This window comes from Streptomyces adelaidensis (assembly GCF_016598475.1).
Lineage (GTDB): Bacteria > Actinomycetota > Actinomycetes > Streptomycetales > Streptomycetaceae > Streptomyces > Streptomyces adelaidensis.
The window spans coordinates 1-23,982 of record NZ_JAEMUX010000108.1 but is presented as its reverse complement, the minus strand read 5'-3'; the positions used below and the strand labels follow the sequence as shown (position 1 = coordinate 23,982).

Annotated in this window: 13 protein-coding genes; 4 read left to right on the top strand and 9 right to left on the bottom strand. The window is 69.2% G+C overall.

Annotation, left to right across the window (positions count from 1 at the left end; all coding sequences use genetic code 11):
* Positions 1 to 276, bottom strand: a 276-nt coding sequence (locus I8N67_RS36675; protein ID WP_372443886.1) for an ATP-binding protein, incomplete at its 3' end; no start/stop codon positions are given.
* A gap of 222 nt (positions 277 to 498) precedes the next feature.
* Here I8N67_RS36675 and I8N67_RS36670 point away from each other — a divergent pair.
* Both I8N67_RS36670 and I8N67_RS36665 read left to right on the top strand, forming a co-directional pair.
* Positions 499 to 1,350 carry a helix-turn-helix domain-containing protein gene (locus tag I8N67_RS36670; protein ID WP_200308616.1) on the top strand — a complete coding sequence of 284 codons (852 nt, stop codon included), beginning with the start codon at positions 499 to 501 and terminating at the stop codon, positions 1,348 to 1,350.
* Between the two features lie 8 nt (positions 1,351 to 1,358).
* On the top strand, positions 1,359 to 1,547 hold the full coding sequence (locus I8N67_RS36665) for a DUF397 domain-containing protein (RefSeq protein WP_200308615.1): 189 nt from the start codon (positions 1,359 to 1,361) through the stop codon (positions 1,545 to 1,547).
* A 37-nt stretch (positions 1,548 to 1,584) separates the two neighbouring features.
* Here the strand turns inward: I8N67_RS36665 and I8N67_RS36660 are convergent, their stop codons facing one another.
* From I8N67_RS36660 to I8N67_RS36650, 3 genes are read right to left on the bottom strand one after another with little or no spacing between them, the layout of a single operon-like run.
* Positions 1,585 to 1,755, bottom strand: coding sequence for a hypothetical protein (locus tag I8N67_RS36660; RefSeq protein WP_200308614.1), 171 nt, complete (start codon positions 1,753 to 1,755; stop codon positions 1,585 to 1,587).
* Between the two features lie 25 nt (positions 1,756 to 1,780).
* Positions 1,781 to 2,350, bottom strand: a complete 570-nt coding sequence (locus I8N67_RS36655; protein ID WP_200308613.1) for a hypothetical protein — start codon at positions 2,348 to 2,350, stop codon at positions 1,781 to 1,783.
* Complete coding sequence (locus tag I8N67_RS36650) at positions 2,344 to 10,023, bottom strand: ricin-type beta-trefoil lectin domain protein (protein ID WP_234046869.1); 7,680 nt, start codon at positions 10,021 to 10,023, stop codon at positions 2,344 to 2,346. The genes I8N67_RS36655 and I8N67_RS36650 overlap by 7 nt, the downstream gene beginning before the upstream one ends.
* A gap of 597 nt (positions 10,024 to 10,620) precedes the next feature.
* On the opposite strand from I8N67_RS36650, the gene I8N67_RS36645 reads away from it, so the two are divergent.
* Positions 10,621 to 14,235, top strand: a complete 3,615-nt coding sequence (locus tag I8N67_RS36645) for a DNRLRE domain-containing protein (RefSeq protein ID WP_200308612.1) — start codon at positions 10,621 to 10,623, stop codon at positions 14,233 to 14,235.
* 198 nt (positions 14,236 to 14,433) lie between these two features.
* Here I8N67_RS36645 and I8N67_RS36640 read toward each other — a convergent pair whose 3' ends face one another.
* The 5 genes from I8N67_RS36640 to I8N67_RS36620 all read right to left on the bottom strand — a co-directional run bounded on the left by I8N67_RS36640 (position 14,434) and on the right by I8N67_RS36620 (position 22,031).
* Positions 14,434 to 15,141, bottom strand: a complete 708-nt coding sequence (locus I8N67_RS36640) for a helix-turn-helix transcriptional regulator (RefSeq protein WP_200308617.1) — start codon at positions 15,139 to 15,141, stop codon at positions 14,434 to 14,436.
* Positions 15,142 to 15,412: 271 nt separating this feature from the next.
* Positions 15,413 to 17,416, bottom strand: coding sequence for an outer membrane protein assembly factor BamB family protein (locus tag I8N67_RS36635; RefSeq protein WP_200308611.1), 2,004 nt, complete (start codon positions 17,414 to 17,416; stop codon positions 15,413 to 15,415).
* Between the two features lie 100 nt (positions 17,417 to 17,516).
* The gene (locus I8N67_RS36630; protein ID WP_200308610.1) at positions 17,517 to 19,337 is read right to left on the bottom strand and encodes an outer membrane protein assembly factor BamB family protein; all 1,821 of its coding nucleotides are present in this window, start codon (positions 19,335 to 19,337) and stop codon (positions 17,517 to 17,519) included.
* Between the two features lie 236 nt (positions 19,338 to 19,573).
* Complete coding sequence (locus I8N67_RS36625; protein ID WP_200308609.1) at positions 19,574 to 21,382, bottom strand: ABC-F family ATP-binding cassette domain-containing protein; 1,809 nt, start codon at positions 21,380 to 21,382, stop codon at positions 19,574 to 19,576.
* A 70-nt stretch (positions 21,383 to 21,452) separates the two neighbouring features.
* Entirely contained in the window at positions 21,453 to 22,031 is a 579-nt protein-coding gene (locus I8N67_RS36620; protein WP_200308608.1) for a DUF2269 family protein, read from the bottom strand.
* Between the two features lie 328 nt (positions 22,032 to 22,359).
* Between I8N67_RS36620 and I8N67_RS36615 the strand changes: the two genes are divergently transcribed.
* Positions 22,360 to 23,982, top strand: coding sequence for a S8 family peptidase (locus tag I8N67_RS36615; RefSeq protein WP_200308607.1), 1,623 nt, complete (start codon positions 22,360 to 22,362; stop codon positions 23,980 to 23,982).

The window sequence follows — 23,982 nt, the reverse complement described above, 5'->3', positions numbered from 1 at the left end:
CTGGGCGCGACGCTGCGGTGGTTCGGGGTCCGTGTCCCACGCGCCGACCCACAGCGCGCCGTCCGCCCAGCGCACCCGCAGGGCGGCGGGGCCCTTCGTGTGGAGTACGGCGTTGGAGACCAGCTCCGTCGCCAGCAGTTCGGCGGTGTCCAGGAGGGCGGTCAAGCCGTGCAGGGTGAGGATCAGGCGGAGGGTGCGGCGACTGATGGTGACGGCTCGGGGGTCGTTGGGGATGTGGAGGACGTACTCCCAGGGGTCGGCTGCCGTTTCGGGCATGGGTGAGCTCCGTTCGGGAGGGTGGGGGGGTTGAGGGGACGGGTCGGTGGCATTGCCTCAGCCGTCGTGGCGTGACGGAGTGGTGCGCTTCCAGGGTCCGATGTTCCGCAGAGTGTGCGGCTCGTCACTGACCGTAGGGCATTAATTTCTTCCCGCGCAACCATCTGTCGTAGTCTGGCACCCGAAAGTGGCACAACGACACGGATGTTGAACGGAGAGTGCATGGCGCCGAGGAGTCATCCCACCGCGCGGCAGGTTCGCCTGGGAACCGAACTTCGCAGGCTGCGAGAAGCCACCGGGCTCAAGGCCCGCGAGACGGCGGCATTCCTGAACTCGACCTCGGCTCAGATGAGCCAGATGGAAGCGGGCATCGCAGGCGTCAGCGCGGAGCGCGTCCGCCGTCTCGCCGCCTACTACACCTGCACGGACGAGGAGTTGATCGATGCGTTGGCGGCGATGACGGGTGACCGTAAGCGCGGCTGGTGGGACAAGTACCGAGGCAAACTGCCACAGGTGAACATGGACGTGGCTGAGGCGGAGCATCACGCGACGTTCCTGCGCGAGGTGCTCATCACACACGTTCCCGGCCTTCTCCAGACGCCGGACTACGCGCGCGCGATCTTCAGATACATGCGTCCCGAGCTGCCCGAGAGCGAACTGACGCTCCGCGTGGAACACAGGATGCAACGTCGCGGCGTCATCGAGGGTGAGACCTCTACTCCGTACGAGACGATCATCCACGAGTTCGCACTGCGCACTCGGGTGGCCGACCGTCAGGCGGCGCTCGCCCAACTTCGGCGCATTCTGGACCAGATCGAGCAGGGCCACGCCACCGTGCGCGTCATCCCGACAGACCAGGACGGCTTCGGCGGCAACGGGGCCTCGATGATGTACATGGGCGGTCCGTTGCCGCTGTTGGACACGGGGCTGCGTGACTCACCCACCGGAACCGTCTTCATCGATGCGCAGGCCCAGTTGAAGCAACTTCGCACACTTCTTCGTAAGGTGGAGAAGGCGTCGCTGGAACCCACGGCGTCACGGGACTTCATCCACCGCTTGACGAAGGAGTTGTGAGGCACGCCATGAGCCACGGCTTGCATTGGCAGAAGTCCACGTTCTCGGACGGCGGCGAAGGCAACACCTGCGTCGAACTCGCGGCAGCCCACCCCACCGTCCACCTCCGCGAATCCGACAGCCCGACCACCGCCCTCACCACGACCCCTACCGCCCTCGCGAACCTCCTTGAAGGCATACGCACCGGCGCCCTCTGAGCAGCCACGTACCGAACGGCGCCGGATCAGCCCGTGGTCAGCCGAGCTTGTCGGCCTGAGCCTCGACCAGGGCCGTCGGGAAATCCCAGTCGTCGGCCGAGGACGTGGTATTGGCGTTGACGGTGGCGAACTCGGCGAGGGTACTGCCGTGGCGGAAGACCACCGCCTTGTTCGGGCCCACGAGGTCGCCGTCCCCGCTTCTTGTCACCAGGGGCCCCTATACATCGTGTTACTCAGTGCGGCAAACGCTCCTTAAGAGCTTCTAGCCTCTCTCGACTAATGACTTGATCAGCATTCCTCAGTTGCGCGATCTCATCGACCTCACCCAGGGGGTATGAGGAGATCACACGTTGCTGACATTCGGCTTCCTGGGCGAAGAATGTAGCAACAGGAATGTTCTGATCGAGCTGCCCCATCGCGGTTAGGCAGGAATGCGCACACTTCAGTGCGGTTTCAGCGTCCCCACTGGAGCGATATAGTGCCGCATACCGCATCCCAAGCACTGCATAGAAAGAATAGATCTCTCCTGCATCGATAATTTCCTCATCAGAGGCCTCATCAAGCTCCGGGAAGCCTGACAAAGAATCCACGTATTCCTGGAATTGCTGCTGCGGGGCTTCTGCACTCCAGAGCTCTTCGAGTAGGAGGACCACCGTGTCAACATCACCGCCGCGCTCTGGGTCATCACTGCGCAGACCAATGAATACCTGCGCCATTCGCTCCGCGCACCCCGCAACGAAGACACCGACCTGAGCCTGCGACTGCTCTCGCAGGGCCGTCGCGACGGCCTCATCGACTACCACTCAAAGCTCCTCTGGCGAGTTGTAGTAACACCGCTACCCGGGTACACCTGGCCCATCATCCTACCGCCGGTCCCCCGGATCAGTGGAGCACAGATCCCCAGACATACATTCCGCGAGGTACCTCCCGCAATTGGCGTCCAGCCCATTTCATTGATGAATAGCAGGGCGTTCTGCTCCGCATGAGTTCCCGGAATGTTGTCGGCGGCGATCTCACCCTTACGGATGGCTGACATTTGTGCAGGTGTCAGGCCATCTCCAGAGCCAGCAACGACATTGATCGGTCCGTGCGGAGTATCGGCCCTGACCACTACTACGGTGCTCACCCTCTTACGGACGAACTCATCAGGCTCAGCAGCGTGAATTTCGCTTGCCCTATCAGAGAGCCCGCAGTTGTGAACGAGGACCGGCGTGGCCCCCGCCACCACATAGTACGTATGCAGGTCGCTGACGGTCAGGTTGTGGACCGTTGCCGAAGTGGCCGTCCAGCGTTCCAGCGCCGTGATCTGGACGTACGTGCCGGCGCCGGTCTGGAACCATTGGCCCGCTGTGAGGTCGGTGGCGTCCAGCCACTCGCCCAACTCCGGTACCCAGAACGGGTGGCCTTCGGTCGCGGTGACCGTGGCAGTCGTCCTGCCCTTGTCGCCGTCGTCGTCGCCGCCCCCACCGACCGCGATCGTCACCTTCACCAGGTGCTTGACGCCCTCGCCCGTGATCTCGGCCGTGACCGTCTCCACCGCCGTCTCGCCGGTCTCGGGGTCGGTGGCCAGGACCTTATCGCCGTTTCGGACGTCCTCGATCGGCTTGGTGGTGCCGTCAGCCATCAGGACCTTGGTGCCGGGGACGAAGCTGTTGTCCTCGTCCGCGCAGCCGCCGCCCTTGCCGCCCGTAACCCTGGCCTTCGCCCGCTGGTACCCGGTCTTGACCGTCTCCTTCGCCTTGGCCAGGGTCTTCTGGGTCTTCTGGACCGTGTTGCCGGTCTTCTGCGCCGCCTTCTTCTTGGCCCTGGTCTGGGCCTCCTTGGCCTTCTTCTTCAGCTGGGCGGCCTTCTCCGCGGCCTTGCGTTTGGCCTCCTTCGCCTTGCGGGCCAGCTCGCGGGCCTTCTTCGCCATCTCAATGATCTTGCGGGCCTTCTCCTTGGCCTTCATCAGGCCATGGACCGCCTTGGCGATGCGGTACGCCGCCGCCATCACACCGGGGATCTTCGCGAACTTCGCCCAGGGAATCGCCTGCACGAACAGGCTCCCGCACGCCCACAGATCACCCCGCGAGAAGCAGCCCACCACGTCGTCCCAGCCGACGAACTGCTTCAGCGCCGCCCAGCCGATCGAGAGGATGATGTCGGAGACGGAGGTGTTCAGCGTCTTCCTCGCTGCCGCCTCCTGCGACGCCGACGGCCCCCCGTACTCCTCGTTACCGCCCTCCGACGCCAGACCCGACGGGTCCGCGAACGTCACTGGGTTGTTCTCGCAGTACACGTACCCGTTCATCTGGACCGGATCCGCCAGGTCCAACACCGGGTCCGCGGACAGGAAGCGGCCCAGCGTCGGGTCGTACTCCCGCGCCCCCAGATGCACCAGCCCGCTCGACGCGTCGTCGCCGCCGCCCACGTACGACCGGTGCGAACGCCAGCTCGCGTGCTCCGCACGCTCCACACCGAACGGGTCCGTCTTCGAGAACCGCACCTGGTTGCCCGAACGCAGCGCCACGTTCACATACGCCGTGCCGTTCTGATCGGCCACCTGCACCGACAACTCCGGCGCCGAGGAGCCCTGCGCGTGCCGCATCACCGTCGGCGCACCCGGCTGCGCGTAATAACGCTCCGTGTAGGCAGCCGTCCCGGTCGCGTTCACCGCGATCGTCGACTCACCCAGATACAACACCTGCTCGGTGGCGCCGATCGACATCAGGCGGGCGCCCGAGCCGTCGTAGAGGTAGCGGGTCTGCGTGTCCGGCACCCACGACTGGGCCTCGGACACACTGTCACACGCGGCCAGCTGCAGATCCGTGCCGTCGGCGGAGTTCGCGCCCGGCACCGCCAGGCACGTGCCGGACGACACGTGCTTCAACGCGCCCGCCGACGTCGCCGTCCACTGCTGGCCGGCCGCGCCCGTGCAGTCCGCGATCACCACCGGGGTGCCGTTGGCCGTCGCCCCGCCGGACGGCACCGCGCACTTGCCCAGCACCTTGAGCGTCCCCGTCGAGGAGTCCGACGAGCCGGCCGCCGCGTCGATGCGCAGCTTCTGCGCCTTGGTTCCGTTGCAGGAGTAGAGCTGGAGCGGTGTACCGGCCGTGGTCGACGCGCCGGCCAGGTCGAGGCATCTGTTCGCCAGGCCCAGCCACGCCCCGCTTCCGTTCTCACCGAAGCCTGTGACCGTCTCTACCTGGCCGTCCCAGGTCCAGGTCAGCGACTGTTCGGCACCGTCGTACGAACGGGTCTCCGTGGCGCCCGTCTCGTTGTAGGTGAACTCGGCGGTCTTCTCGACCTCGGCGCCCGCCTCCGTCGTGTGCGTCGACGTCAGAGCGGCCAGCGTGTGCGGCTTGGTGCCGTCCGCCCTGCCGTACCGGTACTCGGTCGTCACGTCCTGGTCGGTGTCCAGGCCCGGGTCGTGCTCGACCAGCGTCTCGCGGTTGCCCAGCTCGTCGTAGGTGTACGACTGCCAGTAACCGCTGTTCGCCGCCGTCACGTTGGCCGTGCCGTCGTCGTACTCGGGAGCGGCGGTCGGCTTGCCCTCAGCCGTGCAGCTCGAAGGGGCGGTCCAGGCCTGGGTCAGCTGGCCCAGCGCGTCGTAGGTGAAGCACTGGCGGTCGGTCACCGAGTTGGATGTGTCGGCGATCGAGGTAACGTTGCCAGCCGGATCGTAGGCGTACGTGCGGGAGTTCACCCGGTGACCCGGCACCGCCGTGGCGTCGGTGGTCGACTCGCGGTCGACGATGCTGCGGGTCAGCTCGCCCGTCGCCTCGTCGAACAGGTTCGTCGTCCATACCCGGTTGGGCTCCTCGCCGCTCGCCGTGCGCAGCACCTCGCCGTACGGCGAGTAGGAGGTCTTCGCCGTGTACCACTCCTGGCCGGATGTCGAGACCGGCAGGCCGTCCGCGTTGTAGCGGATGACGAGTTCCTCGGCGGGCAGCGTGCCGACCGCGGGCAGTGCGACGGACTCCAGCAGGCCCGACTCCGAGTACGTGAAGTCGTAGCGGTACTCCGGCTGAAGGCCGTACCGGTCCGCGACCGACTCGGGCAGCACGACCCGCTTGCCGGTGGGCTGGTAGTCGGCGGTGTACCCGGTCACCTCGGTCGTGTACGCCAGCCCGTCGGTGTAGCGGGTCTGGGAGGTGGGCAGCCCCGCGCTGCGCGTGTCGTACGCGGCGGAGGCGAGGAGCGTGCCCTCTTCGTCATCCAGGCGCTGCTCGATCGGCCGGGACAGCCCGTCGTAGCCGGTCCACACCTTCACGCCGCGGGCGTCCTCGGTGGTCACCGGGCGGTTCGCGAGGTCGTACGTCGTCTCCGTGGTGCCCGTGTCCGGGTCCGTGGCCGACAGCTGACGGCCACGGACGTCGTACGTCCACGCCCACCGGTTGCCCTGGGAGTCCTCCGCCGCGATCTGGTCACCGCGCTCGTCGAACTCGTACGTCGTCGTGCGGTACTGGCTGCGGGCGGCATCGGTGAAGGTGTCCACGCGTACGGTGCGGCCGAGCGCGTCGGACCAGGTGCGCTGGGACGCCGCGCCGGTCGGCGGGATCACCGTGGAGTTGTCGTAGCCGTACGCGTAGCGGGTCGCCTTGGCCGTGTTCTCCTCGCCGTTCTCGTACGGCGTCTCGCTCAGCGTGCGGCCCAGGCCGTCGTACGCGTACAGAGTGGCGTTCGGGACCTGGTAGTCCGAGGCGAGCTCGAAGAGGGTGGTGGTCGGGTCGCCGGTGGTGTAGTACGCGTTGTTGGTGCGGGCGATGGTGCCGTTGGCGCTGTAGAGGACGTCGGTGACGAGCCTGCCCTCGCCGACGGCCGGTTCCTGCTTCTGGCGCTCGCGGCCGAGGCCGTCGTAGACGACGACGGAGTCGGAGTACGTGCCGTCGTGGCCCAGAGCGGTGGAGACCACCGACACCGGTTCGCCGATGGTGGTGTTGTAGGCGAACTTCACCGACGGGCTCTTGGAGGTGGACCGGGTGGGTCCCCAGGCGGCGGTGGTGCGGCCCAGCGCGTCGTAGGTGTAGGTGGTGGTGTTGTCGTTGGCGTCCGCCTCCTTGAGGGCGGTGCCGCGCCCCGGTTCGACGGTCGTCGTCTCGGAGTGGCCGAGTTCGTTGGTGGTGGTGATCGAGTACACCTGCCCGGCGGACGGGTTGTAGGTGGTGGTGTCGGTGCTGCCGGCGGCGTCGGTGGTGGACTCCGGACGGCCGTAGGTGTCGTAGCCGAGTTCCGCGCTCTTCGTCCAGCCGCCGCCGTTGGGGGTCATGTCCCAGACGGTGGTTGCCCTGGCCCTGGTCGGGGCGTCGCCGAAGGCGCCGTCGTCGTACGCCACCCGCGACCCGGAGATCCAGTCGTCCGCCGTCGCCGTGGGCGCCGCGGCGCAGGTGCCCACGGTCGTCAGTGTCTGTCTGTCCAGGCCGATCAGGTGCTTGTCGGTGTTGTGGACATATGACATGACCGTGCAGGTGTCGTCCTTCGACGTCGCCGTGTCGCCCTGCTGTTCGACGGAGACCGGAAGGCCGTGGGTGTCCTCGTGCTCCGTGAGCGTCCTGAGCACTCGGTCGTCGCCGGAGGTGCGGTTGTAGGAGACCGACTCGGGGGTGAGGACCCGCCACGCCTTGAGGTCCGGGACGCCGTCGGCGCGGTCCCGGGAGGCCAGCTCCACGGCCTTCGGGATGTCGACGGTACGGGTCAGCCATGTGTCGGCGGTGGCCGAGGCGTAGGTGAGGGTTTCCGCCACGCGGCCGGCGAAGGGCTCCCGGTCCTTGGCGATCGTCTCGCCCTCGGTGTCGGAGACCGTCACCTCACGGGTTCCGCCGTCCGGCAGGGGATCGCCGTGCATGCCCCGGAAGTAGCGGGTCTCGCTCATGCCCCGCTCGGTCGACGTGTACGCCGCAGAGGAGTCGTCGCCCGTGTACGTGCGCACCCGGGCATAGCCGCGCCACTGGTCGTAGGTGCGGGTCTTCTTCTTGGAGAACTCGGCCTGGTTCAGGGCCCAGGCGCCGCCGCCCAGGTACTCGTAGGTGGTCGTGAGCAGGTCCACACCGGTGAGTGCCGGAAGTTCCTGGACGGACTCCACGACGTACTTGTGGAACCAGTCGATGCTCTCCTCGTCGGGATCCGGGTGCCAGTAGGCGGGGAAGCAGAGCTTGGTGTTGCTCTCGGGCTTCGGGAACTCCCCCTCCGTCCGGCAGGCGTCGGTCGTGTATGTGACGACGGTCTCGCCGCCGTACTCACTGACGACGCGGGCGACGCGGAGCCGGTCGAACGCCGGGTTCGGGTCGTTGGAGCCCCGCTTGACGCGGTTGGGCATCGAGACGCTGTTGGCGAGGAACTGCACCGGGTTGAGGGCGATGGCCTCACCGTCGGTGTCGTAACCGGTGCGGGTGATCGACTCAAGCCACAGGGCCGTGCCCTCGTCGGTGAGGTCGGCGGGGAGGGACTGCTGGAGGGTCCAGCTGTCGACCTTCGAAAGGTCGGTGGAGCCCTCGGTGCGCTGCGCCCAGGTGGTGACCTTGGCGAGGCGCTTGCGCGACCAGAAGGTGGGGACCGGGACGTAGCACTCCTTGCCCTCGGCGCAGTGCAGGTCGGCCGGGGTGTCGTACCAGATGCGGTTCCGGGAGAACTCACCCGAGGTGAAGTTGTCCTCGGAGCAGGTGAGTTCGCCCTCCTTGAAGCAGCGCTCGTCGACGTCGAAGGTGACCTTGGCGATCGGGTCCGCGAACGGATCGGCATCACGCAGGCCGTACTCGATCCGCTTGAGATGGCCTCCGCGGTCGTAGGTGACGGAGTTCTTGTACTTCTGGTTCTTGGCGTAGCGGTTGGTCTCCCTCTCCCACCACAACGTCATGGCGTTGCCCTCGATGTCCACGACGTGGTCGAGGTTCCAGCGCCATGCCTGGTCGCAGAAGGAGCCCGCGAAGTCGCCCGCCTCGTAGCAGGGTTCGTCGCTCTGGTTGCCTGCGACGGGGGCGGAGAAGACGGAGTTGGTGACGGGGTCGCCGCCCTCCCAGTCGTCGGTGAGTTTGTGTCGGCCGAAGTAGTACTGGGTACCGTCGCGGGTGGTGACACGCCAGTACTCGCCGTCGGCGTCGCCGTTGCCGAGGCCGGTGTCCTTGAGTAGTTCGACGCGGGAGCCGTCACCGTTGGCGGTGGCCCACTTGTCGCCCACGGCGTCGGCGCCGTCGGGCAACACCAGTTCGGTGGTCGTACCGCCGAGGGTGAGGACGGCGTTGTACGAGCCCCAGCACAGGTCGTCGGTCTTCCTGCTCGCGTTGTTGCCGTCCGTGCGGTCGTCGCGGCAGGAGCGGTAGGAACGGGTGATGGAGCCCGCGTTGTACTCCCAGCCGTCGCCGATCCAGGAGGCCTGGTTGTTGGTGGCGGACGTACGGCCGTCCACGCCCTGCGAGTTGTAGCCGAAGGAGACCGCCGGGGTCGGGCCGCCGGGCACGGTGGGCGTCTGGACCGGGTACGAGTAGGTGAACGCGCCCGAGCTGTTGCCCGCCGACCAGGACCCGGCGGCGACCAGCGGGGTCGCGGAGAAGTCTCCCTTGGAGCCCGAACCGGAGTCGGTGGCCAGCAGCACCGAGGAGCCCGTGTCCGCGGTGGCGGCGGCCAGGGTCGCGAGGGGGGCGTCGCCGGTCGCGCTCTCACGGTTCTCGCGGTACACCGCGTCGGAGACCGTGCCCTCGTCACCGTCAGCAGTCGAGGCTGCGGAGGCGGTCGAGGTGGTGGACGTCTCCCAGGTACCGCCGGCCGCGAGGGCCTCGGCGTCCACGGTGGCGAGGACGCGGCGCTCGTACACCGGGGCGCCGTCGGTGTCGGTTCCGGTCTGCTCGACCACGTTGTCAGTGGTCACCTCGGTCGGCTCGGTGCAGCCGTCGGTGTCCGGGGTGGTCAGGAAGCACGCGGGGTACTGGACGAAGGACAGCCGGTCGGCCCAGTTGGCACCGTACAGTTCGGCGAAGTCGGTGTAGTCCAGGGCGATCACCGCGTCACCGGTGGCCTCGGCGGGCGGGGTGACGGTGAGCGCCATGCCCTCGACGGCGGTGGCGTCGAGCTCGTCCTGCCCGGCCAGCGAGACCTGCCACTCGCCCTCCAGTGCGGCGGCCTCGGCGGCGGTGGAGTCCTCGGGAGCCCCGACCGCGACGGGCAGGGCGTCGGTGTTCTGGGCGATCGGCACCAGCTCGCCGGGGGTGAGGCCGGTGAGATCCTTGGCCGCCGTGCCGCCCGTCGGCGCGGTCACCGCGCTCGGTTCGTACTCGGCGGGCTGATCGGCCTCGGCGGTGGTCAGCTCCGCGAGCTGCCCGCCGTTCTCCCCGTCGGCCTCCTCCGCCACGGGGAGATCGACCAGGTCGACACCGCTGCGATCGTCCCCCGGGGGCAGCGCGGAGGCGGCGGGCACCAGGCCGACCACCAGGGCCACCGCGACGGCGCCGATCACTCCGGCACGAGCCTGTGCCCGTCTGCGGCGCTCGGCACGGTTGTCCGGCAACCACCCCCGGCCGCACCACGACAGCGATCCCCACACAGCGGCAGCCCCCCGCGCTTATCTGCTATCTGCATTCGATGAGCACGAATGCTCCGGCAAATTTTCGCGGAAAGTCAACAAGCTTTCGGAGGTCGGTGATTTAGCTCACACGGCAAATTGCAAATTCGACCACGTTTCGGTTACGGAAAGCTTATTGCGCGAGAATTTCCATAACCCACCCAAGGGAAATCATTCAGGGCGATCGGACCAAACGATACCCAAGCGCGCGTCAAGCACCGGCAAAGGAAAGGGATTTGGGATGACCCGCCCGCTTTACTCCCCGCCCCTTCCATCACCGCCCTCGCCTCGAACCGTCCCGCCCATGCAGATGTACGAACACACCGCGCGGTTCCGTTCAACGAACGAGAGCCTGGCAAAGAGCCCAGAACGCTATGCGCGATCCCTCGGAATGGGTCATGCTCTGTCTCCGCGCCGCACCGGGCCATGCCACCCATGCCCCGGGATCCATGAATCGCGAGCCTTTACGCGGACAGGTCGGCGCCACAGGGGATTCACAGAATTCCCGCTTTCGGGGAATTCAGGGGGAGGGGACCCAGCACCATGGATCGTCGTCGCTTCGGCCTGCCCGTGTCCCGGCGCACCGGAGCGGGAGCTGCCGCCCTCGTCGCCGGCGCGCTCGGCCTCGGGCTGCTCACCGTTCCCCTCTTCGACGACCCGGACTCCTCCGACCGGCCCGCCAAGACGAAGAAGTCCGCCACACGGCCGGTGGACGAGGACACCGCGCAGGAGCGGGCGGTGTCCTCGGGCAAGCGCGTCGAGGTGACCGCGCTGCGCGACGAGACCTCCACAACCTACGCACGTCCGGACGGCAGCTTCGAACTGGTCGCGTCCGGCGCTCCCGTACGGGCCAAGGTGAACGGGGCCTGGAAACCGATCGACACCGAGCTCACCAGGGTGGACGGCGGCTGGGCCCCGAAGGCCGCCGTCGACCCCGTGGTCTTCTCGGCCGGTGGTGAGGGCGCGGGCGACCGTGGCACGTCGGCGCGCGGGGCGTCCATGGGCCAGGCCGCCACCCACGGAGAGTTTGGCGGTAGCCCCACGCGCGGTGCCGTGTACACCGTCGCCCGTAACGGCCGTACGGTGCGGACCGCCGACGGCACCGAGACCTACAGCACGGTGGCCACGCTCACCAGCGACGGCCACGAGGTCACGCTGAGCTGGCCGGGCGCTCTGCCCGAGCCGGTGATCAGCGGGTCCAGCGCGCTGTACCGGAACGTCTTCGACGGCGTCGACCTGATGCTGACCGCGCAGGCCGGCGGCTTCGGCCATGTACTGATCGTGCACAACCGCGAGGCCGCCGCCGACCCGGCGCTCACGGAACTGTCGTACGGGCTGTCCTCACAGGATCTGACCTTCCACATCGACCCGGTCACCGAGGTCGTCACCGGCAGGGACCGCGACGGTCAGGAGATCGCGGTGTCGCCCACCCCCTACCTGTGGGACTCCGCGGGCACCTACGCCGTCACCGAGGGGGACGATCCGGAGCCCGTCGAGGAGGACCCCGACCCCAGCCCCTCCTACTCCGAGGAGCCGGGCGAGGAGGCCGACGCCGAGAGCGCGGCGCCTGAGGACGGCCTGGACACCGACGCGCCCACGTCCGACTCGGAGCCCGGCGACGGCGACGGTTCGCAAAAGGAGGGCACCGCACCCGAGGCGACCGGCGACGACGGGGCGTCCGCCGACCCGGCCGCGTACGACGGCGGTGCGCGGGCCGACAGCGACGCCGGGTACGACGGCGACGTGTACGCCGCCGCCGAAGGCGCGGCGGTCGGCCGCAGCGCCACGTGGGCCGGGTACGCGGCGACGGGCGTGGTCCGCGCTGCCCTGACCGACGACGAGGTCTTCGCCCTGCCCGGCCTCGCGGGGCCCGACCCCGGCACCCATCTGGCCGTCGCCGACGCCGAGTTGAGCGCACCCGGCGCCGCCTCCACCACGCTGTCCATCGTCCCCGGCGCCGACCTCCTGGAGGACGAGGACACGGTCTACCCGGTCTTCATCGACCCCACGATCTACGGCAAGACCAAGAACTGGACCACGGCCTACAAGAAGTACCCGAGTTCCAGCTTCTACGACGGCACCAACTACAACAGCGGCACCTCCGAGGCGCGGGTCGGTTTCGAGTCCACCACCTGGGGCCTGTCCCGCTCCTTCTTCAGGCTCGGCTGGTCCGCGAACATCAAGGGCGCCCACGTCTCGTCCGCCGCGATCCGGCTGCGCGAGACGTACTCCTGGTCGTGCTCCGCCCGTGAGATGCAGGTGTGGCACACCGGCGGCATCTCCTCCAAGACCACCTGGAACAACCAGCCCGACTGGAAGACGGAGATCGGCACCAAGTCCTTCGCACACGGCTACAACTCCTCCTGCCCCGACTCGTACGTGGAGTACGGCGCCAAGTCGCTCGCCCAGGACGCGGCCGACGGCGGCTGGCAGCAGCTCACCATCGGGCTGCGCGCCACCACCGAAGACTCCGCGTACGCGTGGAAGAAGTTCCGCGCGGAGGACGCGAGCGCACCGAGGCTGGAGATCGTCTACAACCGCAAACCGAAGACTCCGAGTTCGCTCGCCCAGTCACCCGGCGGCGGCTGCGACCGCACCACTCCGTACACCCATATCGGCAAGCGCGACCTGGTGCTGTCGGCCAAGTCCTCCGACGCGGACGACACCTCCACCCGGCAGGACCTGAAGTACCTGGACTTCGAGCTGTGGCGCACCGGGTACGGCGACGACAAGATCGTCGACACGAACGTCACGGTCACCAGTGCGGGCAAGGCCTCAATCACCGTCTCCAAGTCCGAGTTCACCAACGGCCACCAGTACTCCTGGCGGGTACGGGCCCTCGACTCCAGCGGGGCGGCCTCCAGCTACGCGCCGACGGCCGACCCGAAGGTGTGCCGCTTCGTCTTCGACTCCTCCAAGCCCAACGAACCCCTCGTCACCTCCACGGACTTCCCTGCGGCGGACGACGACGGCTCGGTGTGGTCCGAGGTGAAGTTCGGCACGGCGGGCGGTTTCACCTTCGCACCCGACGAGAACACCGACATCACCACGTTCGAGTACTCCTTCAACAGCACCAGCTACAGCAGCTCCGTGAGTGTCAGCGCGGGTGCGTCGGCGACGGTCACCCGCAAGCCCCCGGCCGCCGGCCCCAACGTCCTCTACGTGCGCACCGTCGACAGCGCGGGGAACCCCTCGCTCGGCACGAAGTACCTCTTCTACGTCACCCCGCGGGACGCCGCCGACGTGGCGGGTGACGTCACCGGGGACGCCATCCCTGATCTGTTCGTCATCACGTCGGGCGGCAACCTGTCCCTGTATCCGTCCACCACCGCGGGCGATCTCCATGTCTCATTGTCCGGAGCCCACGACGACGGCGTCGGGCTGCTGGCCGACCCCGACGGTGACGGCGAGGCGCACCTGGCCGGCTACTGGATGGGCGAGGACGGCAAGCCCGCTCTGATCGCCCACGGCGGTGACGCGAGTGGCGCGGACGGCGTGGGCGACCTCTTTGCCCGGATGCCGGACGGCGAACTGTACGCCTACCCCGGTGACGGCTACGGCAGCGTGGACATCTCGCAGCGCATGACGGTACGGCTGCCGTCGGGCTCCCCTGATCCCGCGACCTTCGACCAGATCATCGCGGGCGACTACGACCTGGACGGCCGCGTCGACCTGTTCGCCACGGCCGGGGCAGGCGAGCTGTGGGCCTTCGAGGGTTACACCGGCGTCAGCTTCCTCTCCGTCACCAAGATCGCCTCGACGGCCTGGGCCCAGCGCGACCTGGTCTCCGTCGGCGACCACGACGGGGACGACGCCCCCGACCTGGTGTGGCGGTCCGGCTCCTCCGACCGTCTGTACATCCGCTACGGCGTCGAGGACGGCGACGGCGGCTCCACCATCGCTTCCCTGTCCGCCGCCGTCGGCTCGAAGACAGGCGCCGACGAGGTCTACGCGGAGGGTTGGTCGACCGGCTCGGTGCCCACGTCCTTCCTGTACGGCACGCCCGACGTCACCGGCGACGGCATCCCCGACATCTGGGCACTCGCGGCGGACGGCGGCGTCAAGTTCTACAAGGGGGGTGCCTCGACACTCGGCTCGGGCACCACGGTGATCAGTTCCGCCAGCGGCTGGTCCACAACGAAGTTGTCCTTTGGCTGAGGGCCGACCGCCGACCGCCGACGCGTCGGCGGTCGGCGGTCGGCGGTACGGGCGATGCCTGGGAGACGGCCTTCGTCCGGCCGGGCGGCGAAGCGCACTCCTGGTGTGCGGGCTGGGCACGAGCCCAGCCGGTACACACGAGCCCGGTTGCGGACCGGGCCCAGGCGGGGCACCGTCCGCCTGGGCCCGGCCGGAAGGTCAGCGCCGCTCCGGGCCCGCCTCCCTCAGAGGAGAGTGCGGCACCGGCCCCGCCCGGTCCAGCAACCCCGTGCGGGCCGCCAGAGCCGCCGCCTCCAGCCTCGAACCCACCCCCAGCTTCATCAACACCCGCTGGACGTGCGTACGCGCCGTCGACGGGGCGATGCCCATTCCCGCCGCGATCAGGCGCGTGTCCTCGCCGTCCGCGACGCGGACCAGGACCTCGACCTCGCGAGGGGTCAGCATCTGGAGCAGGCGCTGGCCCTCGTCGTCCGGTTGGGCGGCGGGGTTCAGGAGCTCGCTGAAGGCGCTCTGGAGGAGTTGGGGCGCTATCGCGGCCTCACCGGCGCGGGCTTTCATGATGGCCCGCTCGACCCCCTCGATGCGCTCGTCGTGCCGCACGTAGCCGGAGGCGCCCGCGGCGAAGGCGGCGGCTATGCCGCGGGGGTTGGGTACCGGTCCGAGGACCAGTACCGCCACCTGCGGGCGTTCGCGTTTGATCTTCACCACGGGGTCGAAGATTCCCGGCTCGGCGGGTGTCGCCGTGCCGATCAGGCACACCTCGGGTGCCCTTGTGATCACCAGTTCCGCCGCGCCCGCGGCGGGCGCCGCCGCGGCGAGCACCCGGTGCCCGCGCAGCTTCAACGCCGAGGCCAGCGCCTCGGCGAGCAGTCGGTGGTCGTCGACCACCATGAGCCGCACTCCCATCGAGCCAGCCACCCCCCAGTCCCCCAATGGTTGCCAACTATGGCGGCCCACTGGTCCTCACGGACAGAAGCCCCCCGACTTCCCCGTCTGGTCCCCCGCTCTCATGCCCCCGGAAGCTACACGCTTGTTCGACATCGCGCTGCCCCTATGGGAGAGAAGTGCCCCGGATTACCGAAATTCCCTCCGATTCGAGCGTGATGAGGGAAACGTCCACGGCCCCGTCCCTGACCAGGGACGGGGCCGTTGAAGGAGGCCGAGGGGGCGTGTGGGGTTACTTCGCCCCGAAGCCGAGCGCCGTGTACTCCTTCTCGTCGTCCGAGTACGGCTGGCTGACCAGTTCCTTGCCCATGAAGAGCCGTCCGTCGGTGTAGAGGAGCTCGCCCATCGTCGGGACCATGCTGCTGATCGCGGAGCGGACCGTGTCGGAGGCCGGGGTCTCCAGGAGCACCGTCTGCTTCAGCGTCTTGGCGTCGACGGAGACCACCTGGGAACCCTTGTCGTACGGGCCGTCCTTGTAGGCGATGATGTTCGGCCCGTCCATGCGGATCGGGAACAGCTCGTAGTCGTCGCCCGCGTCGACGCGGTCGCCGGTGGACTTACCGGTGGCCAGCGAGAAGGAGACGATCTCGTTGGTGGAGCTGTACTTCTCGGTGCCGTCGTGGTTCTTGGTCGGCATGTACACCTTGTCGTTGCCGACGTAGACGCCCTTGCAGGCCCAGACGCCGCGGACCGGGCACTCGTAGTCGTACTTGTCCTCCGGGATGGAGATCTTGGCGCGCAGCTTGCCGCTCTCGTCGAGCGAGAAGATGTCGGTCGTGCCGGTCAGCGGGACGTCGTTGCCCGTCACCACGCCGAAGACGACCGGGTTGGTGGAGATGACCTTGGCGCTCTGGATGCCGGAGGGCAGCTTGTAGGTCCACTTGACGCTGCCCGTCTTCGGGTCGAGCAGCTGGATCTCGAAGGTCTCACTGCCGTAGTCGCCGCACTTGCGGACCGCGACCAGCTGGGCGCCGCCCGCGTAGCCGTCGTCCGTGCACTCGCCGGTCTTCGGCGACCACAGCACCTTGCCGGAGTTGACGTCGAAGGCGGCGCCGCCGGAGTAGCCGCCGGCCGCGGCGACCGTCGTACCGGAGATGGTGACCTCGCCGAACGGCACCTCGGCGCCGCTGACCTCGGCGCTCTCGGACCACACCTGCTTGCCGGTCTCCACGTTGAACGCGGTGACCTCGGTGCAGGGCTGGCGGTCGTCCTTGTTCTTGCGCTTGGCCGACTCGGTCACCACGACGGCGATGCCCTCGGTGGTGATCTCCCGGGAACCCGCGCAGGTCTGGCCGCTCAGGTCCAGCGTCCACTTGGACTTCCCGCTGCCCGGGTCATAGCCGATGATCTTGTTGACAGCGGCCTTGGCGTACGTGGTCTCCGTCAGCCAGGAGCCCTTGACGCTGTCGATCTGCAGCTTCTCCTTGACCTCGTGCGCGGGCACCTGGAAAAGGATCTCGGCGCTGGTGCTGGACGGCACCTTCTCCTGCGCCTCGGTCGGCACCTCGACGCCGCCGGACGACGAGCCGCCGGACGAGGACGTGCCGCCGTCGTCGCCCTTGGGGTCGTCCTTGCCGCCGGTCGTGCCCTGCGAACTGGCGGTGTCGTCCTTGCCGTTGTCGTCGCCGCTGCTGGAGGAGGTGTACAGGAAGCCGCCGCCGACGATGAGCGCGATGGCCGCGACCGCCGCGGTGATGATGATCGCCGTGGAGTTGACCTTCTTCTTGCCGCCGGGGCCGCCCGGGCCGCCGGGGCCCCCCGGGGCGTAGCCCACCTGCGGCTGCATCGGCATGGTCTGCGGCTGGTAGCCGTACGGCGGCTGCTGGCCGTAGGGACCGGGCTGCTGCGGTTGCTGGCCGTACGGTCCCGGCTGCTGCGGCTGCTGGCCGTACGGTCCCGGCTGCTGCGGCTGACCGGGCTGGCCCGGGTAGCCGTGGCCGGGCTGCGGCGGCGGGGTCTGCGGGTAGCCGTAGCCGGGGCCCTGCGCGGGCGGGGGCGGCTGCGGCGGCGGGGTCTGCTGGGCCGGGGGTGCCTGCGGGTAGCCGTAGCCGGCCCCCGGGGCGGGCGGGCCCTGCGGCGGGGGTGTAGGGGCGCCGAATCCGCCGGGCGGCGGGGGCGTGGGCGCGCCGAAGCCGCCCTGCGGCGGGGTGTCCTGCGGGGCTGGGGGCTGCTGGGCGGGCGGCTGGTTCGGGGGCGGACCCGGCGGCTGGTTCGGCGGGGGCGGCGGCTGCGTCATGACGTGAATACCTCGGAGCGGATGTTGAGGACGACGGAGGAGAGAAAAGGGAGAGCAGGGAGGACGGACGGGTGGAGAACTGAACCGGCGGTCGCTCGCGTCACTTGCCGTAGGCCAGCATCAACTTCTCCTTCGACTCGTCGTTGCCCGACAGCAGGGAGGTGGAGAGGTAGAAGCGCCCGTCCACGTAGTCGATCGCCTTGGAGTAGAAACCGCCCTCGATCTTCGCGGCGCTCGCCGGCATCTGCAGGAGCGTCGTCGCCTTGTGGCCGTTGCCCGTGGTCGGGACGGACACGACACGGCCGGGGCCGTCGGACGACGGGGACACATACGCGACGAGCTTCGAGCCCTCGACCTTGATCGGCTCCATCGTCACGTCCGCGGGGGCCTTGACGCGCCACTTCTCCTTGCCGGTCGCCAGGTTCAGCGCGACGATCTCGTTCGTGCCGTCCTTCTCCTCGGTCGGCAGGTACAGGGTGTCCGCGGCCACCGTGACGCCCTCGCAGGCGTCCAGGTTGTTCTCCAGCATGTAGCTGCACTCCGGCGCGAACGTGTCGTCGGCTTCGAGCTGGGAGCGGGTCTTGCCGTCACCGCCGAGCGTGGAGATGTTCCAGGTGTTCTCGTCCTCGTTGGTGAGGTAGAGCACGACCGGGTCCACCGAGTAGGCCCGTTCGACCTTCCAGCCCTTGGGGATCTTCCGCGTCCACGTGGCCTTGCCGGTCTTCACGTCGAGTTGCTGCACCTCGTCGTGCTGGTTGTCGGTGGTCACCGCGCAGGAGGAGACCACGATCAGCCGCGTGCCGCCGGCGACGCCCGCGGGGTAGCAGGACTGGCCGTACTCCTTCTTCTCCCACAGCTTCTTGCCGGTCCGCACATCGAGGGCCACGCCGGACTGGGAGCGGCCCGCGTACAGGGTGTCGCCGCTGATGGCCAGCGCGAGGCCGTAGGTGCCGTCGAAGAGTGCGCCCTCCTCCAGCTCCGTGGACCAGCCCTTCTCGCCGGTGTTCAGGTCGATCTGCTGGAGCTGGTTGCAGCGGGTGCTGTTGTCCGAGGTGCCGTCCTGGTAGGCGACGACGATCTTGTCGTCGTCCGTCGCCTCGCCGGTGAGCGCGCAGATCTTGTTGCCGAACTCGATGGCGTCCCAGGCGGGGTCGCCGTCACCGACGTTGAACGCGAAGAGCTGCTTGTACGCCGCCTTCACCGCGACCTTGTCGGTGACCCACAGGCCGAGGGCGCTCGCGCCGGAACCGGGGGCGTCGGGCGCGCTCTTGTACCAGAGCACCTTCGCCTCGCCGGCCTTGCGGTCCGCGTTGAAGTCGGAGACGTCGATGTCGTCGCCGCCGTCGCCGCTGCCGTCGCCCTGGTTGACGGGCTGGGTGGGCGACGGGGAGGGCTTGTCGTCCCCGGTGGGGCTCGCGCTCTCCTTGGCGGTGGGCTTCTTCTCGCCGTCGTCGCCGAGGCTCGTCACCGCGAACACCGCGCCGCCGATCACCAGCAGCGCGGCCACGGCGGCGCCGATGATCATCGCGGGCCTGCCCTTGAAGGGGCTTTTCGAGCCACCGCCGGCACCGCCGCCAACGCCGCCGTTACCGCCGCCCGGCGGCGGGGTGGGCGCGCCCGGGTACTGCGACTGCGGGTAGCCGTAACCGGCCTGCGACGCCGGGTTGTACGGGCCGGGCTGCGCGTACGGGCCGGGCTGCTGCGGCGGTTGGGTGTACGGGCCGGGCTGGGCGTACGGGCCCTGCTGCGCGGGTGGCTGCTGGGGGTAGCCGTAGCCGGGGGCCGGTATGGGCGGGCCCTGCGGCGGGGGCGTCTGCGGGTAACCGTACGGCTGTTGGGGCGGTTGCGGCTGGGCCGGTGGCGGCGGGTTCTGTGGTGTTCCGTAGCCGCCGTGCGGCGGCTGATCGGGTGGCTGTGTCATCAGCGCTTTCCCCCTGTTCGCTGTTTTCGAGCCACCCGTGGTCACGCGTGGTGTCGCTTCTCAGACTGTTAAGACGCTTCTCAGACGGCTCTTTCTATCACTGCGACGCATACACGCAGGGGGCCGGTCGCTCCCCTGTTCCCAAGGGAGGACCGGCCCGTAATGCCGTCGTTACGCTCCTTCACGCCCCCTTCACGGGACGTGCGCGCCGCCGTCCGTCAGTGCGCGCGTACGCCCTACGCGTCCTCCGCCAGTTCCAGCCAGCGCATCTCCAGGTCCTCGCGCTCACCTGCCAAGTCGCGCAGCCGGGCGTCGAGTTCCGCCACCTTGCCGAAGTCCGTCGCGTTCTCCGCGATCTGTGCGTGCAGCTTGGTCTCGTTCTCGGAGAGCTTGTCCAACTGCCGCTCGATCTTCTGGAGTTCCTTCTTCGCGGCGCGGGCGTCGGCCGCGTTCTTCTCCGGCTTCTCGGCGACCGCCTTCGCGACGGGCGAGGCCGCGGCGGCGGCCTCCTCCATCTGGTGGCGCCGCTCGATGTACTCGTCGATCCCGCGCGGCAGCATCCGCAGCGTCGCGTCGCCGAGGAGCGCGAACACCTTGTCGGTGGTGCGCTCGACGAAGAACCGGTCGTGGGAGATGACGATCATCGAGCCGGGCCAGCCGTCGAGGAGGTCCTCCAGCTGGGTGAGGGTCTCGATGTCGAGGTCGTTCGTCGGCTCGTCGAGGAAGAGGACGTTGGGCTCGTCCATCAGCAGCCGCAGGATCTGCAGCCGGCGCCGCTCACCGCCGCTGAGGTCCCCGACCGGCGTCCACTGCTTCTCCTTGCTGAACCCGAAGGTCTCGCAGAGCTGCCCGGCCGTCAGCTCGCGCCCCTTGCCGAGGTCGACGCGGTCACGGATCTGCTGCACGGCCTGGAGCACCCGCAGGGTGGGGTCGAGTTCGGCGACCTCCTGGGACAGATAGGCGAGCTTGACCGTCCTGCCGGTGACGACCCGCCCGGCGGCCGGCTGCCGCTCCCCCTCGCTGCGCGCGGCCTCGGCCATGGCGCGCAGCAGGGAGGTCTTGCCCGCGCCGTTGACGCCGACGAGGCCGACGCGGTCGCCCGGTCCGAGCTGCCAGGTCAGATGCTTCAGCAGCACCTTGGGCCCGGCCTGCACGGTGACGTCCTTGAGGTCGAACACGGTCTTGCCGAGCCGGGTCGACGCGAACTTCATCAGCTCGCTGGTGTCGCGCGGCGGCGGCACGTCCGCGATCAGCTCGTTGGCCGCCTCGACGCGGAAGCGCGGCTTCGACGTACGGGCCGGTGCCCCGCGCCGCAGCCAGGCCAGCTCCTTGCGGACCAGGTTCTGCCGCTTGGTCTCCTCGGTGGCCGCGATCCGCTCCCGCTCGGCCCGCGCGAAGACGTAGTCCGAGTAGCCGCCCTCGTACTCGTAGACCGAGCCCTTCTGCACGTCCCACATGCGGGTGCAGACCTGGTCGAGGAACCAGCGGTCGTGGGTGACGCAGACGAGCGCGGAGCGCCGCTCCCGCAGGTGCTGGGCGAGCCAGGAGATGCCCTCGACATCGAGGTGGTTGGTGGGCTCGTCGAGGATGATCAGGTCCTGCTCCTCGATGAGCAGCTTGGCGAGCGCGATGCGCCGCCGCTCACCGCCGGAGAGGGGGCCGATGACGGTGTCGAGGCCCTGCGGGAAGCCGGGCAGGTCGAGGCCGCCGAACAGTCCGGTGAGTACGTCCCTGATCTTGGCGTTGCCGGCCCACTCGTGGTCGGCCAGGTCCCGGATGACCTCGTGCCGGACGGTGGCGGTCGGGTCCAGGGAGTCGTGCTGGGTGAGCACGCCGAGGTGGAGGCCGCCGGACTGGGTGACCCGCCCCGAGTCGGCGTCCTCCAGCTTGGCGAGCATCCGGATGAGGGTCGTCTTGCCGTCGCCGTTGCGCCCCACGACGCCGATCCGGTCCCCTTCGGAGACGCCGAGCGAGACCCCGTCGAGCAGGGCGCGGGTGCCGTACACCTTGCTGACGTTCTCGACATTGACCAGATTGACGGCCATTACTCTCCTGCCACGGGGACGATCGACCCTCCAGGGTAGTCCGCGGCGCGCGGGGCCGTGACGGGGCGCTTCACTTGGCCGGGACGGCGGGGCCGGGGGCCCGGACGGGACCGGATGCCTGCCCGGCCGGTTGCCCGGCTGCCGCCTGCTCGTGCGCGGCGGTCCGCAGCCGGCGGCCGCGCCGGGTCGGCCCCCAGGGCTTCAGCACCGAGATGACCGTCATGAAGACGTACGCGGTGAGCGAGACGACCGGCCCGAACAGCACGTCGCCCGTGTCGGGCAGCGGTCCGCCCGCGGTGACGGCGGCGACCGCCGAGTTCACGCCGGGGCGCAGGGCGAGGACCGTGGCGGTGAGCGTGGCCAGGGTCAGCCAGAACTTCGTCCAGACCCAGCGGTGCCGTGCCAGTCCCCACGGGGTGCCCAGCGACAGCGCCAGCCCGCTCAGGAACGTCAGGACGGCGACGGGGATCAGGAGCCAGTCCGCGAACAGCTTCATGGCCCGGACGGATGCCTCCACCGTCACCGCGGACCCGGTGGTGCCCGCGGTGACCCCGAGCGCGAACAGCCCGAGCGTGAGCCCGAGCCAGCAGGCGGAGGCGGATACGTGGACGACGAGGAAGGCCCGGCGTGCGGGGCGGCTTGCTTTCATGCCACCACCGTGCCGGGCGGGGGCGCCGGGGTCGTCCGCTCGCGGGAGTATCCGGCGGTACGGAGGTCGGCGTAGGGACGCGCCCAGTGGCTCGGGGGGTGCGGGTGCGTTGGCGGGTGCGGGTGGAGTGTGGTTGCTCGCGCAGTTCCCCGCGCCCCTGAAAAGCAGGGGCTGCGCCCCGTGCTTTCCCTTTTGGGTGCCCCCCTACCCGGACGTAGGGATTCCCCTCATTGACGTGCCCCCGTCAAGACGTCACCGTATGTGACCAGGCCGCCACCCCCCACGCTGGTCAGTCCGCGCAAGTCTTCACGAGAGGGGTCCACCCCCAATGTTCGTGCAGAACTCCCCCGCCCCCCACGCCCCCGGTCGCCGCAGACGCGGTGCGCTCGCCGCGGTGGTCTCCGCCGCCGCCCTGTTCACCGTCGGTGCCGCGACCGCCGCCCCCGCGGTCGCGGCATCCGCGGAGGGCAGGATCGTCGGTGCGAGCGCCGAGAACGCCATCAAGGGCAGCTACATCGTCACGCTCAAGGAGAGCCTCCCCTTCAAGGCGGCCTCCGCCAAGGGCAAGGCGGTCGCCACCCGGTACGGCGCCGAGGTGGAGCAGACGTACAAGAAGGCGCTGAACGGCTACGCCACGGAGATGACGGAGGCGGAGGCGAAGCAGCTCGCCGCCGACCCGGCCGTCGCCGCGGTCGCCGCCAACAAGACCGTCCATATGAGCGACACCCAGACCGGCGCGACCTGGGGCCTGGACCGCATCGACCAGGCCGACCTGCCGCTGGACTCGTCGTACACGTACCCCAGCAGCGCGGGCAGCGGCGTCACCGCCTACATCATCGACACGGGTGTGCGGATCACCCACACCGACTTCGGCGGCCGGGCCTCGTACGGCTATGACGCCGTGGACGACGACTCCTCCGCCGACGACGGCAACGGGCACGGCACGCACGTCGCCGGCACCGTCGCGGGCACCACCTACGGTGTCGCCAAGGCCGCCGACATCGTCGCCGTCCGCGTCCTCGACGACGAGGGCTCCGGCACCACCGCCGGTGTCGTCGCCGGTATCGACTGGGTGACCGACAACGCCCAGTTCCCGGCCGTCGCCAACATGTCGCTCGGCGGCAGCGCGGACACCACCCTCGACACCGCCGTCGCCAACTCCATCTCGGCCGGCATCACCTACGCCGTCGCGGCCGGCAACGACAACGCCAACGCGTCGAGCTACTCGCCGGCCCGCGTCGCCTCCGCGATCACCGTGGGCGCCGTCACCAGCGCCGACGCCCGATCCTCGTTCTCCAACTACGGTTCCACGCTGGACATCTTCGCGCCGGGTTCGTCCATCACCTCCGCGTCGAACACCTCCAACACGGCCACCGCGACCTACTCCGGTACGTCGATGGCGTCGCCGCACGTCGCCGGCGCGGCCGCCGTCCACCTCGGCGAGAACCCGAGCGCCGCACCCTCCGCGGTCACCACGGCCCTGACCTCGGCGGCCTCCGCCTCCACCCTCACCAGCGTCGGCACCGGCAGCCCCAACCTGCTGCTCCAGGTCACGCCCAGCGGGGACGGTGACGACGGCGGGGACGACGGTGGCGACACCGGCAGCGCCTTCGAGTCGACCACCGACGTCTCCATCCCGGACGCCGGCTCCGCCGTCTACTCGCCCGTCACCGTCAGCGGTCTGACCGGCAGCGCGCCCAGCGACCTGTCCGTCTACGTCAACATCGTCCACACCTACCGCGGTGACCTGGTCATCGACCTCGTGGCCCCGGACGGCTCGACGTACCGCCTCAAGAGCAGCAGCTCCTCCGACTCCACGGACAACGTCGACGCCACCTACACGGTCGACGCGTCGAGCGAGACGACCGTCAACGGGAGCTGGCAGCTCAAGGTCCAGGACGTCTACAGCGCGGACACCGGCTACATCAACAGCTGGAAGCTGACCTTCTAG

What these genes read in the sequence shown, in the direction of transcription:
- I8N67_RS36625 (WP_200308609.1), bottom strand. Translation starts at nt 21,382, where the DNA reads ATGGCCGTCAATCTGGTCAATGTCGAGAACGTCAGCAAGGTGTACGGC.
- I8N67_RS36670 (WP_200308616.1), top strand. Translation starts at nt 499, where the DNA reads ATGGCGCCGAGGAGTCATCCCACCGCGCGGCAGGTTCGCCTGGGAACC.
- I8N67_RS36640 (WP_200308617.1), bottom strand. Translation starts at nt 15,141, where the DNA reads ATGGGAGTGCGGCTCATGGTGGTCGACGACCACCGACTGCTCGCCGAG.
- I8N67_RS36645 (WP_200308612.1), top strand. Translation starts at nt 10,621, where the DNA reads ATGGATCGTCGTCGCTTCGGCCTGCCCGTGTCCCGGCGCACCGGAGCG.
- I8N67_RS36665 (WP_200308615.1), top strand. Translation starts at nt 1,359, where the DNA reads ATGAGCCACGGCTTGCATTGGCAGAAGTCCACGTTCTCGGACGGCGGC.
- I8N67_RS36620 (WP_200308608.1), bottom strand. Translation starts at nt 22,031, where the DNA reads ATGAAAGCAAGCCGCCCCGCACGCCGGGCCTTCCTCGTCGTCCACGTA.
- I8N67_RS36615 (WP_200308607.1), top strand. Translation starts at nt 22,360, where the DNA reads ATGTTCGTGCAGAACTCCCCCGCCCCCCACGCCCCCGGTCGCCGCAGA.
- I8N67_RS36630 (WP_200308610.1), bottom strand. Translation starts at nt 19,337, where the DNA reads ATGACACAGCCACCCGATCAGCCGCCGCACGGCGGCTACGGAACACCA.
- I8N67_RS36635 (WP_200308611.1), bottom strand. Translation starts at nt 17,416, where the DNA reads ATGACGCAGCCGCCGCCCCCGCCGAACCAGCCGCCGGGTCCGCCCCCG.